Here is a 17,577-nt window from a genome sequence, read left to right on the forward strand (position 1 = left end):
GAGGCCGAAGGGATTGCCGACCGCAAGCACCCAGTCTCCGATCCGCGGCTTGCTATCGGCAAGCTTCGCGAACGGGAAGTTCGAGCCGCCCTCGACCTTGATCAAGGCGAGGTCGGTGCGCTGGTCGGTACCGATCACCTTGGCGGTGTAGGTCTTGCCGTCATCGGTGGTGACCTCGACCTTGTCGGCGCCGTCGACCACGTGGTTGTTGGTCACGGCATAGCCGTCGGCCGAAATGAAGAAGCCGGAGCCCTGGCCCTGCACGACGCGGCCGCGGCCTCCCTTCAGGCCCGGGAAACCATCGGGACCGCCGAAGCGGCGGAAGAAGCGCTCCATCGGCGAACCCGGCTGGAACGGCGAGGAGGAATCATCGCCGTCATCGTTGCTTGCGATCTTCTCCTTGATGTTGACCTTCACCGAGATCACCGAGGGCTTCACGCGCTCGACGATGTCGGCGAAACCGACCGGACGTTCGACCTTGCGAACCTCGTTGTTGACCTGCGCATGCGCCGGGCTGGAGAACAGATCGGCCGGCGAGCTCGATGGGCTGAAGCCATAGACAGCCGCGCCGAGGCCGGCGACGACCGAAGCCATCAGCGCGAGCTTGCGCGCAGAGAATACCGACCGGCGCGGCTGCCGGTACGACGGAAGGTTCGAGAGGTCGGGACGTTCGGTCATGCGGAAATCTCCAGGGCCCTGAATTCCTTTGGTGCCGGATGCCAGCACCTTACGGACCTGAAGATGGGGGCTCCCGCCTTACCGCGCGCTGGCGGCGGGGTTAAACTTTTGTAATGAAGAGACGAGGCGGATGCGGCAGTTTAGCGCAGGCCGAAAATCGTGATCTTACAGGAACTTAGTCGGGTTCGCGGAACCGCGCATGGGCGCGATTTTGGCGGCCTCAGCTCGCCCTGACGCTGACGATGAACTCATCGACTTCGCGCTTCAAGGTCTCGGCCTGCTGCGACAGGTCGACCGCCGAGTCCCGCGCCTCGGCGGCCATGCGGCCTGTCTCCGCGGAGGTCGAGGTGATCTGGACGATATGGTTGGAGACGTCGAGGGTTCCGCGCGCGGCGTCCTGGGCGCTGCGCGTGATCTCCTGCGTGGCGTTGCGCTGCTGGGCGGTGTCGATCTCGATGCCGGACATGATGGACGAAATCTCCGACAGCGTCCTGGAAATACCGTCGATCGCGCCGCGGGTCTCCGCGGTGATGCCCTGGATGCTGGCGACATGGGAAGTGATCTCCTCCGTCGCCTTGCTGGTCTGATGCGCCAGATTCTTCACTTCGGAAGCGACCACCGCAAACCCCTTGCCCGCCTCCCCTGCCCGTGCCGCCTCGATGGTGGCATTGAGCGCCAGGAGATTGGTCTGCGATGCGATTGCCTGCACGAGCTGGACGACCTCGCCGATCTTGTCGGCGGCATCGGACAGCGTGTGGATGGTATCGCGGCTCTTCTCCGCCTGGGACGCCGCGCCCTCGGCGCGCTGGGTCGCGTCCGTGACGCGGCGGCTGATCGTGCCGATCGAATTCGTCATCTCCTCGGCAGAGCCCGCGACCGTCTGCACGCTGCCACTGGCCTGGCTCGCGGCGCTCGCGACCGCATTGGCCTTGGTGCTGGTGTCGTTGGCCGTCCGCGACAACGTCTCGGCATTGGTCTTCAGATGCACGGCCGATGACGCCACGCTGTCGACCACGCTGGCGACGAGATCGTTGAAGCGCCTGATCCGATCGTCCAGGAATTTCGACCGCGCGGCCTGATGCTGCGCTTCATGTAGCTGCTGCTCGGAGAGGCGGCGCCGCTCGAGGCCGTTGGTCTTGAACACCTCCAGCGCACTGGCGAGCAGGCCGATCTCGTTGGTGCGGCCGAGCCCCGGAACCGATGTCTCGAACTTCTGGTCGGCGACCTCGCGCATGGCATGGACGATCGCCGCCAGGGGACCGAGAATGCCGTTGCGCACCGCGAACCAGGTGGTGAGGCAGATCGCGGCGGCGACGACCGCAATCACGCCGCAGGCGACCAGGAAGTAGGAGAACGCGGTCTGCGCCTGCTGATAGATCTGCATGGCATGCTCGCGCACCGGGCCGCTCAGCGTGGCGAAGTCCGAGGAGAGGCTGGTGATCTCGTTGTTGAGATAGAGCACGGCAATGAAGCCGGTGCCGCCGCCGATGCCCAGCAGGAACAATAACGCAGCGACGACGGCGCCGACCAGGAAGCGGATCGTCAGATTGCTGTTCGCGAACATCGGAGGACTCAGAGTCTGGAATCGAATCTCGGGACAAGGTTCCAGACAAAGGTCAACATAGCATGAACCACGCGGCCGCGGCCGGCGGCCTACGTAGCTTTACGTAACTCGGAAGATTTGGTGTCGTCCGACATCAAGGCTGCGAGTCGCGCCTCTTCATCGGGCGTGAGCGGCGACGTCGGTACGTCGACACCACTCCGCGAGCGACGGCGGATTTGCAGCCACAGCGCCAGGCCGCCCCCGATCAGCAGCAGCGGCCCGAGCAGCCACAGCAGAAGGGTCTGGCGCTCGAAGCGCGGTTTCAGCAGCACGAACTCGCCGTAGCGCGCCACCAGGAAGTCGAGCACCTGTGCATTGCTGTCGCCGGCCGCAATGCGCTCGCGCACCAGGAGCCGCAGGTCGCGTGCCAAGGGCGCGTCGGAATCGTCGATCGACTGGTTCTGGCAGACCATGCAGCGCAGCTCGCGCGACAGCTCGCGCGCGCGCGCTTCCTTGGCGGGGTCCGACATGATCTCGTCGGGCAGGACAGCGTGGGCCGCAGGCAAGGCCAGCAGCATCAACGCGATGAACGCGACCATCATCCGGCGCATCGGATCACTCCGCGGGCTGGAGGCGCTGCTTGGCCCGCGCCGGCTTCGGCGCGCCGACGCGCAGGCGGCGGTCGGAGAGCGAGAGCACGCCGCCAAACGCCATCAGCACCGGCCCCCACCAGATCAGCAGCACCATCGGCTTGTAGTAGATGCGCACGGCGATCGCGCCTTCGGCGGTGGCATCGCCGAGCGAGACGTAGAGCTGGCTCGCGCCGCGGGTCAGCAGCGCTGCCTCGGTCGTCGACGAGCCGCGCGTGGTGAAGCTGCGCTTCGATGGCGCCATGACCGTGAGCGCCTCGCCATCGCGGCTGATCTTGAACTCGGCGATCATCTCGCGGTAGTTCGGGCCCTGCCGTTGAAGCAGCCCGTCGAGCTTCAGGTCATAGCCGGCGACATGGGCAATGTCGTTCGGCTTCATCGTCGCGATGTATTCGCTGTTCCAGGTGGTCTCGCAGACGATCCCGATCAGCGCAACGCCGAGACCGGCATGCGCAAACGCCGTACCCCAGGCCGATCGCGGCAGGCCGCGCGCCCGGTGCAGCACCGTTGCGAACGGCAGGCGAACCAGGCCTGTCCGCTCGACGATGTCCGTGACGGCGCCGGCGATGACGAAGACGCCGAGCCCGATCGCGAGCGGCGCCAGCGCACTGCCGCCCCGCACCCAGGCCCAGGTGATGGCGATCACGACCAGCCCGGCAACGCCGGCTGCGAGCAGGCGCTGCGTCACGCCGAGCAGGTCCCCGCGCTTCCACGCCAGCATCGGCCCGAACGGCACGGCCAGCAGCAGCATGGCAAACAGCGGCGCGAATGTGAGATTGTAGAAGGGCGCGCCGACCGACATCTTGAAGTCGGCGAGCATCTCCATCGCCAGCGGATAGAGCGTGCCGAACAGCACCACCGCGCAGGCCACGGTGAGCAGCAGATTGTTCAGCACCAGCGCACCCTCGCGCGAGATCGGCGCGAACAGGCCGCCCTGCTTCAACGAGGTGGCGCGGCCCGCGAACAGCGCAAGGCTGCCGCCGATGAACAGGCAGAGGATCAGCAGGATGAACACGCCGCGGGTGGGATCGGTGGCGAAGGCGTGCACTGAGGTGATGACGCCCGAGCGCACCAGGAAAGTGCCGAGCAGCGACAGCGAGAAGGTCAGGATCGACAGCAGGATGGTCCAGACCTTCAGCGCATTGCGCTTCTCCATCACCAGCGCCGAATGCAGCAGCGCGGTGCCGGCCAGCCACGGCATCAGCGAGGCGTTCTCGACCGGATCCCAGAACCACCAGCCGCCCCAGCCGAGCTCGTAATAGGCCCAGTACGAGCCCATGGCGATGCCGAGCGTCAGGAAGATCCAGGCGACCAGCGTCCACGGCCGCACCCAGCGCGCCCAGGCCGCATCGATCCGTCCCTCCATCAACGCCGCGATGGCAAAGGAGAATGAGATCGAGAAGCCGACATAGCCGAGATAGAGCATCGGCGGATGCACGGCGAGGCCGATGTCCTGGAGCACCGGATTGAGATCGCGTCCCTCGATCGGCGGGTTCGCGATGCGCAGGAACGGATTCGACGTCACCAGGATGAAGAGATAGAAGGCGCTGGCGATCCAGGCCTGCACGGCCAGCACATGCGCGCGCAGCGACAGCGGCAGATTGTTGCCGAAGCTCGCGACCAATCCGCCGAACAGCGCGAGGATCGACACCCACAGCAGCATCGAGCCTTCATGATTTCCCCAGACGCCGGTGATCTTGTAGAGCAGCGGCTTCATCGAGTGGGAGTTCTCGTACACGTTGGCGACGGAGAAATCCGAGTTCACGTGCAGCATCACCAGCGCGACGAACGAGGCGCCGACGAAAAGCAGCTGCGCCAGCGCGGTGGAGCGCGCCACGTTCATCAGGGCGACATCGCCCAGGCGGGCGCCGATCAATGGTACGGTGGACTGGATCAGTGCCAGTCCGAGCGCCAGCACCAGCGCGTAATGTCCGGATTCCGCGATCACCGCATCGCTCCCTGCGGATTGCCCTGCGCGGTCGTGGCCGCAGGCTTGCCGCTGTCAGAAGGCTTGCCGCCGTAATCGTCCTTCCAGTGCCCCTGCTTCTTCAGGGCATCGGCGACGTCCTTGGGCATGTAGGTCTCGTCATGCTTGGCAAGGACAGTGTCGGCCTTGAACACGCCGTTGGCGTCGAGCGCGCCTTCGGCGACCACGCCCTGCCCTTCGCGGAACAGGTCGGGCAGGATGCCCTTGTAGGCAACCGGCAGCTTGGCGTTGCCGTCGGCAACCTCGAAGGTTACCGCGAGATTGTCGCCGCGCTGCAGCGAGCCGGGCTGCACCAACCCACCGAGGCGAAACCGCCTGCCCGGCTCGACATGCTTCTCGGCGACCATGGTCGGCGTCGAAAAGAACACGATGGAGTCGCGAAGTGCGTTGAGCACCAGCGCGGCCGCGAGCGCGAGCACGGCGAGCGAGCCGCCTATGATGGTCATACGTCGCTGCTTGCGCGTCATGGCGTATTCGTTCTCCGCTCGTCTCGTCCCGAAATCGTCATCCGTCGACCCCGAGAGTCCTCAGGCCTTCGTTGAGCTGGCGCAGCCGCTCGGCGTCGCCGGCAACCGCCTGCCGGGCATCGGCCGAGGCTCCCATGGCCTTGTCTCGCTCGCCCATCACGAGATAGGCGCGCACCAGACGCAGCCAACCCTCGACATCGTCGCCGTTCTGCTTCAGCCGCGTGGCCAGACGATCGACCATGCCGCGCACCATCGCGTTGCGATCGCCTTCGGCGATATCCTTGGAAGCAGCTATCGTCTCATCGGACAGCGCGGGCATCGTGCCGCCGCCGACCCGCGCCAGCGAGGACTGCACCAGGGCGCGCCACGGTGCATCTGCAGGCGCCTTCGCCAGCAGCGCGCGCCACATCGTAGCTGCGTCGCCCTTGCGGCCATCCTGCTCGGCCGCAAGTCCCAGGAAGTAGTTCGCCTTGGGATCGTCGGCGTTCAAGGCGTGCGCACGCTCGAATTCAGTCTTGGCCTCGGCGGTCACCACACCGCCGGCAGCAGCCGAGATCGCTTCGCCGAGATCGGACCGGCGCTCCGCGCTCTCGCCATTGTAGGTGAGCGAGTTGCGATAGGCGCGCACCGCGTCGTCGAAACGGCCAAGCCGCTCCAGAACCGGCGCGAGCACGTTCCAGCCGCGCCCGTCGGTCGGATTCTTTTCCAGATGTTGCTCGACCTGAACGACGAGGTTCTCGAGTGACTGCGCCATGCCGGACCCGCGCTGCCGCTGCGCCAGGGGAAAGTCCTGAAGCTTGGGTGAGCCGAGTGGCATGTAGACGGCGACTGCAACGAGCGGCAGGCCGGCGAGCGCCAGCGCGGCCGCCACACGGCGCCATTTGAGGTTCGACTTCGGAGCCATTGCGGGCTCGCTGGCGGCCGCCGCGAGCAGCCTGCGGCTGATCTCGACACGCGCAGCCTCGGCCTCCGGCGCAGGGATCAGCCCTGCGGCGAGATCACGCTCGATCTCGGCCAGCTGGTCCTTGTAGACCGCGACCTCGCTGCCCTGATCTTGCGCGCCGCTACCCCGGCCAAGCGGCCAGAGCACGGCGAAAATCGCCGCGACCGTCATCAGCGCGAACACGAACCATAACGTCATCTGGCAAGCTTCCGGCAGCGCACGAACCGCGCCTATAGGTGCCTTTACACCACGGCTGGACGATGCGGCAATTGACAATTGTCAATTCGCGCGACCGCATTCGGTCCCGAAAATGTGAAAATCCAACGGCTTAGCCGATCTCGAAGTCCGCACTTCGCGCTGCGTCCTCGCCGTGCCCGTTGAAGGCCCTCAGGAAGTATGTTCCCGGCTTGATTGCGTCCGGCAATCTGATGCGCAACGCTCCGACCGGAACCCGAGATGCAACCCTCGTGATTGTCTCAGGCAGCTGCCGATCGCTTGCCTTCTCGACCAGCACCACCTTGGCCCCAACCATCAGCCTCTGATACTTGGCAACGATGACGCGGTTCTCAATTTCGATGGAGCTGATAACGGGTTTCATGCGCCTACAGATAGAAATTCCCCGGACTTGCTCGGGGACCGTACGGCGCGCCATCGATATCGTCAACCAGAAATTGTGACCAGGAAATTTGCGCCCATTCAACCCGCGCGCGACGATTTGCGCTCGCCTGTGAGCGCGTTCTCGGCGGCCCGACTCATCAACGAGGCGTAATCGTCGCCGAACAGCACCTGGCAGAAGCGGATCGCGGCCTGCACCTGCTGCTGCCGATAGGCGCGGACCTTGTGATCGGCGGCGCGCAGTGACTGCACCAGCTGCTCGGTCGAGCGTTCCACATATTGCTGGAGATCGGAATAGGTGCGCAGCGTCACCTCGTTGATCGCAAGCTCGCTCGCATAATTGCGGCAAGTCGCGACGAAGTCGATCAGCGCCACGGTTTCCTCGACCTCGGTGCCGTCGACCCGCGCGCCCGGCGGAATGTCCTTCTCGGGGCGCTGGCGCAGGATGCGGCGAACGCGGCCGGGAACGCTGTCGATCTCGGACTGCAGCGCATTGGAGATGTCGGCGCGGATCGACGTCAACTGCTTGCCCCAGGCGGAATCGTTGCGCAAGTCGAGCTCGGTGCGCAGGCCGCGCACGCCGTCGTGCAGCGTCTTGAGATTGCCGGCGACGTTGTCGAAATGGCCGCGCTTGATGTCCATGCGAAGGATCGCGGCCACGCAGGACAGATCATGCAGCGCGATCGTGACGGCAACGCCATAAGGCGTTGCCGCGACGCGGATCTCGTCGTCGGACGCGGCAATCTTGATGGCGAGGCGGATGATCTGCCAGGGGGCGGTCATCCGCTCCACCACCATCGAGAGCGCGAAGGGCAGCATCTGCGGCGTCTGAAGCGCGGGAATGTTGAGCGCCGACGTCACCGAGGCGATCTGGGGATCGCCGAAGGCGCGCAGGAAGCGCGGCAGCTTCTCGTTCACGGCGGCGATCGCCTCGCGGACCTGGAGTACCGCACCTATCGAATAGAGATCCTCGATCACGTTCGGCGGGCCGACACGGGCCAGCGCGCGCGATTTGTCGCCTCCGCCCGGCCCCGTCAGCTCGAAGATGGCATCCGCGGCCACCGTCTGGAGCCTCGAGGCCTGGGCTTCGACCTGCCCTGCATTGTCGGCCGGCATGCGCGACAGCACCGCCTCGAATTCGCTCACCTTGTCCGGTGCGCCGTCACGGCCGAGCCACTGCCAGATCGGCTGTAGCGAGGAGCGGCGAATCTGGCCGACCCGAACCGGGGCGCCCGCCTCGACCAGAAACGGTTCCAATACCTGGAACAGCAGCCGCGACAGATCGTCCGTGCGCGGCGGCGGAGCCTCATCGGCTTCGGTCTTGCGGACGATCTTGCGCAGCTGCTCGAGCACCAGGGTTGCCACAGCCGTGTCCTGGCCGCGCTCCAGTGCGCGCTCGAACTCCCGCATCAGCAGGGCCTGCGCCTGCGGCGGGAGCTGCGCGAGATATTCCCTCAGCCGCTCGATCGATGTCTGGCTCATGCGCCCGGGTTATGCACGGTAAAATGGCGGACATGGGATGCGTCCGGGCGCGATCATAGGACGCCCCCACTTAAGAAGCCGTTTAGGAAGTGGGTCCGAATGCCCCCGGTTTCCTTCCGGACGGGGATCGGCGAGGACGAAAAACCATCTCGAAACAAGGGACTACAGTCCCGGAAGGACCAATTCGGCCCGCAGGCCGCCGGTCGGCGCAGCTCCGAGCGAAAGGCTGCCGCCATAGAGCGCGGCGAGATCGACCACGATGGACAGGCCCAGTCCCGACCCGGGCTTGGACTCATCCAGCCGCTGGCCGCGCCTGGAGACCTGCGCGCGCTCGGCCTCCGACAGGCCGCGACCGTCGTCATCGACGACGATCCGCAGGCGCGGACCCGCGCCCGCCTGGTGCGGCGCCTCGACCAGAACCTCGATCAAGACGCGCGAAGCGGCCCATTTGCAGGCATTGTCGACGAGATTGCCGACCATCTCCTCCAGATCCTGCCGCTCGCCGCGAAATTTTGCCGACGCGTCGGTCTTGGCTTCGACGACGATGCCACGGTCGCGATGGATCTTCTCCATGGTCCGCCGCAGCGCCTCGATGGCAGGCGCCACTTCCGTCACGGTCGCGACCACCGAGACTCGCGCTGCGATGCGCGCACGTTCCAGATGATGGGCGACCTGGTCGCGCATCAGGTCCGCCTGCTCCATCACCTTGGCCGCAAATGGATCGGCCAGGTGGGCGCCGGCCTCGTTGACGATGACCGAGAGCGGCGTCTTGATCGCATGGGCGAGATTGCCGACATGGGTGCGCGCGCGCTCGACGATCTCGCGATTGGCATCGATCAACGCGTTGGTCTCGCGCGCCAGCGGCGCGATCTCGACCGGGAATTCACCCTCGAGCCGTTCCGCCCGCCCGGAGCGGATGTCGGCGATCGACTCCGAGATGCGCTTGAGCGGTGCGAGGCCGAACCGGACCTGGAACACGGTCGTCAGCAGCAGCACGATGCCGAGCGCGGTGAAGGTGCCGCCGAGATAGTAGTCGAAGCTTCGCGTCTCGTCGAAGATCTCGGTGTCGTCGCCGGCGACGCTGACGAGAAATTTGCCGTCGGCGCCGAGATCGACCGGCCGTTCCACCATGCGCAGATTTTGCCCTTCCGGGCCGTCGACATAGGCGAGCCTGATGCCGGCGGCGGTGAGCTCGGCGCCCTGCTCTTCCAGCTTCGGCAGCTTCTTGTCCCAGAGCGAGCGCGAGGACCGCACCTCCGGCTTTTCGGTGTCGGTGCGCGTGATCTGCCAGTACCAGCCGGACAGCGGCAGCTCGAACAGGGGCTCGCCGAGCGACTGGAACTGGCGATCCGGCGGCTCGTCGGGGGTCGCGACCTCGGCGATGAGGGTGCGCAGATAAAGATTGAGCCGACGGTCGAAGGCGCGCTCGGTGGCGTTCTTGTAGACCGACGACAGCACCACGCCCGTGATGGCCAGGATCACCACGAGCCAGGCGGTCGCCGACAAGAACAGTCGGTTCGCAAGCGAGCTAGCGGCCATCGGAACGGTCCAGACGGAGGCTGGAAGTCAGGTCGTCGGAAGTCATGTCGTCTGAAGTCATGGGCCGACCAAGGCCCGTGTCGGGGCGGCCGTCAAGCCCGGACCGCTCGAAGTCCAGGCCTCAAGCGCCCGGCGCAGGCGGCGGGGTCAGCAGATAGCCGAGGCCGCGGACGGTCTGGATGATGTCGACATCGAGCTTCTTGCGGATGCGGCCGACGAATACCTCGATCGTATTGGAGTCGCGGTCGAAATCCTGGTCGTAGAGATGCTCGACCAGCTCCGTGCGCGAGACCACCCGCCCGGAATGGTGCATCAGGTAGGCCAGAAGCCGATATTCGTGCGAGGTCATCTTGACGGGATTGCCCGACACGCTGACCCGGCCGGTCCTGGTGTCGAGCGTGACGGGACCGCAGCTGAGTTCGCTCTGGGCATGGCCGGTCGAGCGGCGCAGCAGGGCGCGGATGCGCGCCAGCACTTCCTCCAGGTGGAACGGCTTTGCGACATAGTCGTCGGCGCCGGCATCGAAGCCCTGCACCTTGTCGCTCCAGCGGTCGCGTGCGGTGAGGATCAGGACCGGCATGGTGCGGCCGTTGCGGCGCCAGGCCTCCAGCACCGAGATGCCGTCCTTCTTCGGCAGGCCGATGTCGAGCACCACGGCATCATACGGCTCGGTGTCGCCGAGATAGTGCCCCTCCTCCCCGTCGAAGGCCCGATCGACCACATAGCCGGCGTCGGTCAGCGCCTTGGTGAGCTGGCGATTGAGATCGGGGTCGTCCTCAACAACGAGCAGGCGCACGCTTCTCTCCAAGGATAGGCTACAAGAACAGGCTGCATGAACACCGCCAGAGATGAGCAATTCTGGCGTGAACTGAATATGAACGCGGGGAACCGGCCTACGTTACTTTTTGGTCATATAGGACCCGTCGCAAGCGAATGCGACAGCGCCCGCCATGCCGCGGGACGAGCCGGCGGCATGGCGGGCGCAATGTGCCGCGTCGCGCGGCAAGCCGGGAGGTCCGGCCGTCCGGGACCCGGTCGTCAGGTCCGGAAGAACACGAACCAGACGACGGCGAGGATCAGGATTGCAAGCCCGGTCGAGATGGCGAGCAGTGCCGCCACCGAAGGCCCGAGTTCGCCCTGGCGCGCCTCGGTCGGAGTTTCCACGATCCGGTTCTGCTCTCGCGTGGTTGCCATGGTGACCTCAATCTTGTGGCTGGCGCGTCCGATCGCCGCGACGTCCTCGCGGCTACGAAGTGCCGGGGCAACGCGTGATCTCGGGCGATGTTCCGGACCATGGGCGGCCCGGCAACAGGGCGCAGGCGGCAGTTAACGCCGTTGCAAGATTCCGCGCCGGCGGTTGCTATGATTCGCACCGGTACGATGTTATCTTTGCCGCTTGTCCTCTGTTGCGTCTGGAGTAGCCCATGGCCCCCCGCGCCAATTGGAAGGGTTTTCTGCGTCTGTCGCTCGTGACCTGCCCGGTCGCGCTCTATCCGGCCACTTCGGATACCGAGAAGGTCTCGTTCAACCAGATCAACCGCAAGACCGGCCACCGGATCAAGTATCTCAAGGTCGACGCCGAGACCGGCGACGAGGTGACCTCCGAGGACATCGTCAAGGGCTACAAGGTCGACACCGACACCTATATCGAGGTCACCAAGGACGAGCTGGACGACATCGCGCTCGACTCCACCCACACGATCGAGATCGACGAGTTCGTGCCCAAGGCCGACATCGACAACCGCTACCTGATCCGTCCCTATTATCTCGTGCCGGACGGCAAGGTCGGCCACGACGCCTATGCGGTGATCCGCGAGACCATCCGCAGCATGGACAAGGTCGCGATCGGCCGCGTCGTGCTGACCAACCGCGAGCACATCATCGCGCTGGAGCCGCTGGAGAGTGGGCTGATGGGCACGCTGCTGCGCTACCCCTACGAGGTCCGCAGCGAAAAGGAATATTTCGACGACATCCAGGACGTGAAGCTCACCAAGGACATGCTCGACCTCGCAAAACACATCGTCGAGAAGAAGTCCGGCGCCTTCGAGCCCGAGCTGTTCGAGGACCATTACGAGACCGCCCTGATCGATCTCATCAACAAGAAGCGCAGCGGCATGCCGATCACCGCGAAGGCCGCACCGAAGACCGGCGGCAACGTCATCAACCTGATGGACGCGCTGAAGAAGAGCCTCGCGAGCGAGAAGGAAGCGGCACCTGCGGCGAAGGTCGCCAAGGAGACCGCCAAGGAGACAGCCAAGGGCAAGAGGCCGAAGAAGCGCGTCGAGGGCCAGCGCGAGATGCTGCTGCCGATCGCCGGCAAGGGCGGCGGCACGGCGAAGACAGCGACCAGGGAAGCGACCAAGGACACTTCGAAGAAGGCCGACAAGCCGGTGCGAGCGAAGAAGGCCGGCTAACAGCATCAAGACCGGTGGTCGCGCCGTGATGTCTCTCCTCGCCGATCGGCCGGTCTGACATGCCCTGGTCGACCGCGTTCGACGATCCTGTTCGCGTGGGCAAGCGCAAGCTGCTCACGCTTCAGGACGCGGCGGACTACATCATGCGGCTGCCCGAGGCCGCCCAGCACGAGACGCACTGGCAGACCGCCATCGAGACTTTGATCAATGCGGCCGAGACGGGCGGCGGCTGGGTGATGTTCGCCCGCATCGCCATGTTGCGGGCGCTGAATGCGGGCGGCCGGAGCGGATGAAGCGCGATCGAGATGTCCTTGCCGGCCCATTGCCGAACAGGCTCAACAATCGGTTAAGCGGCCGCACGATCACGGCCTGACGGGCCGGTGCAGCCCCTGGGCTGCCGATTTGAAACCATTTGGACGGATCGACGGAACCTTAATTTAATGAATGCCGTCGTATGAGCAGGGATCGCGCCGGGCTCGATTCTTCTGGCGCGCACAAGGTCATATTCGATCGATTTACGAGTCCAACAAGGACGCGACCATACATTGGATCGGATGAACGGGAGCTGGCAATGCGTCTGCTGAGGTCTTTCCTTGTCGATGAGAATGGCGCAACCGCAATCGAGTATGCCCTGATCGCCGCCGGGATCGCTCTGGCAATCGTGACCGTCGTGAACAACACGGGTGGCGCGCTGCTCAACAACAAATTCAACTCGATCAGCTCGGCGATGAAGTAACGGCCGGCCCCGGCCTGCGTAACGGCGCGCCGCGCTCGCGCCCATGTCTGCCGGGCTCCGCGGGCCATGATCTGGGTCAACAGCATCAGGACGGGGACGCTTAAGCATGGAGATCCAACTCCCTGCTGCCGGCCTGTCCATGCATCCAGACCTTCCGCACTCCCAACTGAAGATCCGCCGCGTCCGGCTCGATACCGGCCGCGAGAACGTCGTCGTCGTCTCCAGGCACTCGAAGGCGCTGCGCGCGGAGATCTTCCGCGGCTTCAGCCGCGTCGAGCTTCGTCAGGGCGGCAAGGTCATGCTGGCGACGTTGCTGATCACGGATGACGACACGCTGGCCGCTCCGGACGAGATCGGACTCTCCGAACCTGCGTTCCGGCGCTTCGCGGAAGCCGCCGGCACGCCGGTCACGGTCAGGCCCGCCGCGCCTCCGGAGAGCCTGGAAGCGGTGCGCGCCAAGATCCGCGGACGGACCTTGAGCCAGGCCGAGATCGGCGCGATCATCAGCGACCTCGCGCATTATCGCTACTCCGACATGGAGATTGCCGCCTTCCTGATCGGTTCGGCCAGCTTCATCACCAGCGACGAGCTTCTTGCCCTCACCGGGGCGATGGCGCAGGCCGGCACGCAATTGGTGTGGCCGACCCCGATCGTCGTCGACAAGCACTGCATCGGAGGCATCCCGGGCAATCGCACCTCGATGGTCGTGGTGCCGATCGTCGCCGCCCATGGCCTGCCGATCCCGAAAACCTCCTCGCGCGCCATCACCTCGCCCGCCGGCACCGCCGACACGATGGAGGTTCTGGCGCGGGTGAATATCGGCGTCGAGGAGATGAAGGCGATCGTCTCGTCCTGCAACGGCTGTCTGATCTGGGGCGGGCACGTGAACCTGTCGCCGGCCGACGACGTCCTGATCTCGGTCGAGCGCCCTCTGAGCCTCGACACGCGCGAGCAGATGGTCGCCTCCATCATGTCCAAGAAGATCGCGGCAGGCTCGACCCATCTGTTGATCGACATTCCGGTCGGGCCGACCGCGAAGGTCACCGGCGGCGTCGAGGCGATGCGGCTGCGAAAGCTGTTCGAATTCGTCGGCGACCGCTTCGGCCGCACGGTCGAGGTGATCACGACCGACGGAAGCCAGCCGATCGGCAACGGCATCGGGCCGGTGCTGGAAGCCAACGACGTCATGGCGGTGCTCGGCAACGAGCCGGGCGCGCCGCGTGATCTGCGCGAGAAGTCGCTCCGGCTCGCCGCCCATCTCCTCGAATACGATCCGAAGCTGCGCGGCGGCGCCGGCTATGCCCGGGCGCGCGAACTGCTCGACAGCGGCGCGGCGCTGAAGCAGATGCAGAAGATCATCGACGCGCAGGGGCCTTCGACCTGCAGCAACGAGCTCGGACCGCTCAGCTTCGAGATCGAGGCACCGCATGACGGCATCGTGGCCGCGATCGACTGCCTGCGCCTGAACCGCCTCGCCCGCAGCGCCGGCGCGCCGCTCGACAAGGGCGCCGGCATCCGCCTGTTCAAGAAGATCGGCGACCGCGTCGAGCAGGGCGAGCCACTCTATCGCGTCTACGCTTTCGACCGCCCCGAGCATGATCTGGTTGCCGCCGCTGCGGCCGAAGAGAGCGGTTACCTCGTCAACGGTCACGAGGCGCCGCAAGGCAAGACGGCGCCATGAGCACGATCGCGCTCCAGACCTTGCCGTGCGGCGCAGATGCGGCGAAGCGCCTCGCAGCGCGGCTTGGGCTTGCCTACGGCGAGATCGCCGTGCATCGCTTTCCGGACGGAGAACTGCGCGTCGCGGTCGCGCCGGCGACCGACACCGCGATTCTCTACGCCCCGCTCGATCAACCCAACGACAAGCTGATCACCCTGCTCTTCGCTGCGGAGGCCCTGCGACGTAACGGCGCGAAGCGGCTCGTCCTGGTCGCGCCCTATCTCTGCTACATGCGGCAGGATGCTGCATTTCATGCGGGCGAGGCCATCAGCCAGCGCGCCATGGGCAATCTGCTTGCAACGACCGTGGACCGCGTCGTCACCGTGGATGCGCACTTGCATCGCACCCCCGACATCAGGACCGTATTTCCAGGTATCGAAGCGGAGAACCTGTCCGCCATGCCGGCCATCGCCAAGGCGCTGGCGGCGGGCGGCATCGATCCGGCGACCGTCGTGATCGGTCCCGACATGGAGTCCGAGCCCTGGGTGACCGACGTCGCGAGTCGGTTGCGATTGCAGCACATGGTGGCGGGAAAGACGCGGCACGGCGATCGATCCGTGGCCGTCAATCTCGCCGATCCTGCCCTGCTCTCGGGACGACCGGCGCTCATGGTGGATGACATCGTCTCCTCCGGGACGACGCTGATGGCGACGGCGAAGGCGCTGAGAGCAATGGGCGCGACCGCCGTCGATGCGATCGCGACGCACGCGCTGTTTCCACCTGCGGCGATCGCGGCATTCACCGAGGCCGGCATCCGATCGATCCGCTCGACCGACAGCGTGCCGCATCCGACCAATGCGATTTCGCTCGACGAGATTCTCGCGGCCGCCTTGCGGTCCGAATTGACCACGGCACACCTTCCGGAGACGACGACATGAGCATCACCGTTCGATTTTGCGGTGCCGCCCGCACCGTGACCGGCTCGAGCTATCTGTTCCAGACCGCGACCGGCCGCTTCCTGGTGGATTGCGGCCTGTTCCAGGGCCAGAAGACGCTGAAGGAGCTCAACTACGGCGCATTTCCGTTTCGCCCCGCCGATATCGATGCCGTGCTGCTCACGCATGCCCACATCGATCATAGCGGCCTGCTGCCGAAACTCGTGCGCGCGGGGTTCGAGGGACCGATCCTGGCGACGCGCGGCACGATCGACCTCTGCTCCTACATGCTGCCCGACGCCGGTAACATCCAGGAATCGGAAGTCGCTCAGCTCAACCGGCGCAACGCCTCGCGCGGGCGCAAGGAGGTGCAGCCGATCTATACGCAGGCCGATGCGATTGCATCGCTGCAATCGTTTCGCGCGGTCGACTATGAACGCTGGACCGGCGTGATCCCGGGCGTGCGCGCGCGCTACTGGAACGCCGGCCATCTGCTCGGCTCCGCCTCGATCGAGCTCGAAATCGCCGAGCAAGGTTCGACGCGACCGCTGCGCGTGCTCCTCTCCGGCGACGTCGGGCCGGAGGCCAAGCTGCTCCAGCCCGATCCCGAAGCGCCAACCGATTTCGACTACGTCATCTCGGAAGCGACCTATGGCGACCGGGTGCGTGAAACCACGACGCCTGCGCTCCGCCGCAAGCACCTCGCGGCCGAGGTGCGCGATGCTGCGGCGGCCGGCGGCGCGCTGCTGCTGCCCGCCTTCGCGGTCGAGCGCACCCAGGAGTTGATCGTCGATCTCGTCGACCTGATGGAGCACGGCGGGATTCCGACGGCACCGATCTTCCTCGACTCGCCGCTCGCGATCCGCGCGACCGAAGTGTTCCGCCGGCACGCGGAGAGCCTCGACCCATCCGTCGACGTCGCCCGCCTGCTCAACTCGCCGCATCTCAAATTCACCGAAACCCCGGACGAGAGCAAGGCGATCATGCGTCTGTCCGGATTCCACATCATCATCGCCGCGAGCGGCATGTGCGATGCCGGCCGCATCCGCCATCATCTGAAGCGCTGGCTGTGGAACGAGCGGGCCACCGTGCTGCTCGCCGGCTTCCAGGCCAACGGCACGCTCGGCCGTTTCCTCCAGAACGGAGCCAGGGCCGTGCGGATCCAGGGCGAGGAGATCAAGGTCGCGGCGCGCATCCGCATGATCGACGAATATTCGGGCCATGCCGACGGCCCCGGCATCGCCGGCTGGATCGCGGCGCGCCGACCCATCGCCCGCGGGCTGTTCCTGGTCCATGGTGAGGAAGATGCCATCGCGGGGCTCGCCGAACGCGTGGCCGAGCGCATCATCCCGGCGGCCAGGGTTTACCAGCCGATACTGGACGACATCTACGAACTCGCCGCGCCCGAACCGCGCGTGCTCGACGTCGATCACCGCCGGCGGCTGGCGCCGGAGGCCGTGACCCGTCTCGACTGGCACAACGAGATGTCGGAGCTCATGCTCGATATCAACGATCGTGTCGCAGCCGCCGCCGACGACCGCGCCCGCGGCGTCATCATCCGAAGGCTGCGCCGCGCGCTGCAGGAGAAGGCGTAGAGAGGGCGCCGGTTGGCGTAATAAGCAAGGACGTCTTTCCACCGTCATTGCGAGGAGCCCTTGCGACGAAGCAATCGAGAGTCTTTCCACGGAAAGATTCTGGATTGCTTCGCTGCGCTCGCAATGACGGAGTTTGAACGGCTGACGTCGTTCTACCGACTTGCACTTCATCTGCGGACACACCTTCGCGTTCTCGCGGCTTGTTTCGCCCGAGCTTTGCCGTCCGTTTCGCCCTCATCGAAAGCGAGGGCGCAGGGAAGGCCGGGCGCCGGCTGGCACCCGAAGTCCCGTGTGCGAATGAAAACGCGCACGGGGTGGACCACAGGTGCTGCC

Annotated in this window: 17 protein-coding genes; 6 read left to right on the forward strand and 11 right to left on the reverse strand. The window is 65.8% G+C overall.

Annotated features, from left to right (window positions below; all coding sequences use genetic code 11):
* The 11 genes from IC50_RS01565 to IC50_RS42315 form a co-directional block, all read right to left on the reverse strand.
* Positions 1–678, reverse strand: a 678-nt coding sequence (locus IC50_RS01565; protein WP_035699651.1) for a trypsin-like peptidase domain-containing protein, incomplete at its 3' end; no start/stop codon positions are given.
* A gap of 220 nt (positions 679–898) precedes the next feature.
* Complete coding sequence (locus IC50_RS01570) at positions 899–2,242, reverse strand: methyl-accepting chemotaxis protein (RefSeq protein WP_035699653.1); 1,344 nt, start codon at positions 2,240–2,242, stop codon at positions 899–901.
* Between the two features lie 89 nt (positions 2,243–2,331).
* Positions 2,332–2,832 carry a cytochrome c-type biogenesis protein gene (locus tag IC50_RS01575; protein ID WP_035699654.1) on the reverse strand — a complete coding sequence of 167 codons (501 nt, stop codon included), beginning with the start codon at positions 2,830–2,832 and terminating at the stop codon, positions 2,332–2,334.
* A 4-nt stretch (positions 2,833–2,836) separates the two neighbouring features.
* Positions 2,837–4,819 carry a heme lyase CcmF/NrfE family subunit gene (locus tag IC50_RS01580; RefSeq protein ID WP_035699656.1) on the reverse strand — a complete coding sequence of 661 codons (1,983 nt, stop codon included), beginning with the start codon at positions 4,817–4,819 and terminating at the stop codon, positions 2,837–2,839.
* Positions 4,816–5,325, reverse strand: a complete 510-nt coding sequence (ccmE, locus tag IC50_RS01585; protein WP_035699657.1) for a cytochrome c maturation protein CcmE — start codon at positions 5,323–5,325, stop codon at positions 4,816–4,818. The genes IC50_RS01580 and ccmE overlap by 4 nt, the downstream gene beginning before the upstream one ends.
* Positions 5,326–5,362: 37 nt before the next feature.
* Positions 5,363–6,466: a c-type cytochrome biogenesis protein CcmI gene (gene ccmI, locus IC50_RS01590; RefSeq protein ID WP_035699659.1), complete on the reverse strand. Its 1,104-nt coding sequence runs from the start codon at positions 6,464–6,466 to the stop codon at positions 5,363–5,365.
* Between the two features lie 130 nt (positions 6,467–6,596).
* Entirely contained in the window at positions 6,597–6,866 is a 270-nt protein-coding gene (locus IC50_RS01595) for a hypothetical protein (protein ID WP_035699661.1), read from the reverse strand.
* A gap of 98 nt (positions 6,867–6,964) precedes the next feature.
* Positions 6,965–8,365, reverse strand: a complete 1,401-nt coding sequence (locus tag IC50_RS01600; RefSeq protein WP_035699663.1) for a hypothetical protein — start codon at positions 8,363–8,365, stop codon at positions 6,965–6,967.
* Positions 8,366–8,527: 162 nt separating this feature from the next.
* A complete protein-coding gene (locus IC50_RS01605; RefSeq protein WP_035699665.1) occupies positions 8,528–9,904 on the reverse strand; it encodes a sensor histidine kinase in 1,377 nt (458 codons plus the stop codon).
* 121 nt (positions 9,905–10,025) lie between these two features.
* Complete coding sequence (locus tag IC50_RS01610) at positions 10,026–10,700, reverse strand: response regulator transcription factor (protein ID WP_035699667.1); 675 nt, start codon at positions 10,698–10,700, stop codon at positions 10,026–10,028.
* A gap of 242 nt (positions 10,701–10,942) precedes the next feature.
* Positions 10,943–11,098, reverse strand: a complete 156-nt coding sequence (locus tag IC50_RS42315) for a hypothetical protein (RefSeq protein ID WP_193374076.1) — start codon at positions 11,096–11,098, stop codon at positions 10,943–10,945.
* Positions 11,099–11,328: 230 nt separating this feature from the next.
* Between IC50_RS42315 and ku the strand changes: the two genes are divergently transcribed.
* The 6 genes from ku to IC50_RS01640 all read left to right on the forward strand — a co-directional run bounded on the left by ku (position 11,329) and on the right by IC50_RS01640 (position 17,244).
* On the forward strand, positions 11,329–12,318 hold the full coding sequence (ku, locus tag IC50_RS01615; protein WP_035699669.1) for a non-homologous end joining protein Ku: 990 nt from the start codon (positions 11,329–11,331) through the stop codon (positions 12,316–12,318).
* A 59-nt stretch (positions 12,319–12,377) separates the two neighbouring features.
* A complete protein-coding gene (locus IC50_RS01620; protein WP_035699670.1) occupies positions 12,378–12,611 on the forward strand; it encodes a hypothetical protein in 234 nt (77 codons plus the stop codon).
* A gap of 278 nt (positions 12,612–12,889) precedes the next feature.
* Entirely contained in the window at positions 12,890–13,054 is a 165-nt protein-coding gene (locus IC50_RS01625; protein ID WP_035699672.1) for a Flp family type IVb pilin, read from the forward strand.
* Positions 13,055–13,193: 139 nt separating this feature from the next.
* Positions 13,194–14,735: a thymidine phosphorylase family protein gene (locus IC50_RS01630; RefSeq protein ID WP_035699689.1), complete on the forward strand. Its 1,542-nt coding sequence runs from the start codon at positions 13,194–13,196 to the stop codon at positions 14,733–14,735.
* The gene (locus IC50_RS01635; protein ID WP_035699674.1) at positions 14,732–15,652 is read left to right on the forward strand and encodes a ribose-phosphate pyrophosphokinase; all 921 of its coding nucleotides are present in this window, start codon (positions 14,732–14,734) and stop codon (positions 15,650–15,652) included. The genes IC50_RS01630 and IC50_RS01635 overlap by 4 nt, the downstream gene beginning before the upstream one ends.
* The gene (locus IC50_RS01640; RefSeq protein WP_035699676.1) at positions 15,649–17,244 is read left to right on the forward strand and encodes an MBL fold metallo-hydrolase; all 1,596 of its coding nucleotides are present in this window, start codon (positions 15,649–15,651) and stop codon (positions 17,242–17,244) included. The genes IC50_RS01635 and IC50_RS01640 overlap by 4 nt, the downstream gene beginning before the upstream one ends.
* Positions 17,245–17,577: the final 333 nt, after the last annotated feature.

Source organism: Bradyrhizobium genomosp. I (2014) (assembly GCF_000261685.1).
Classification (GTDB): domain Bacteria; phylum Pseudomonadota; class Alphaproteobacteria; order Rhizobiales; family Xanthobacteraceae; genus Bradyrhizobium.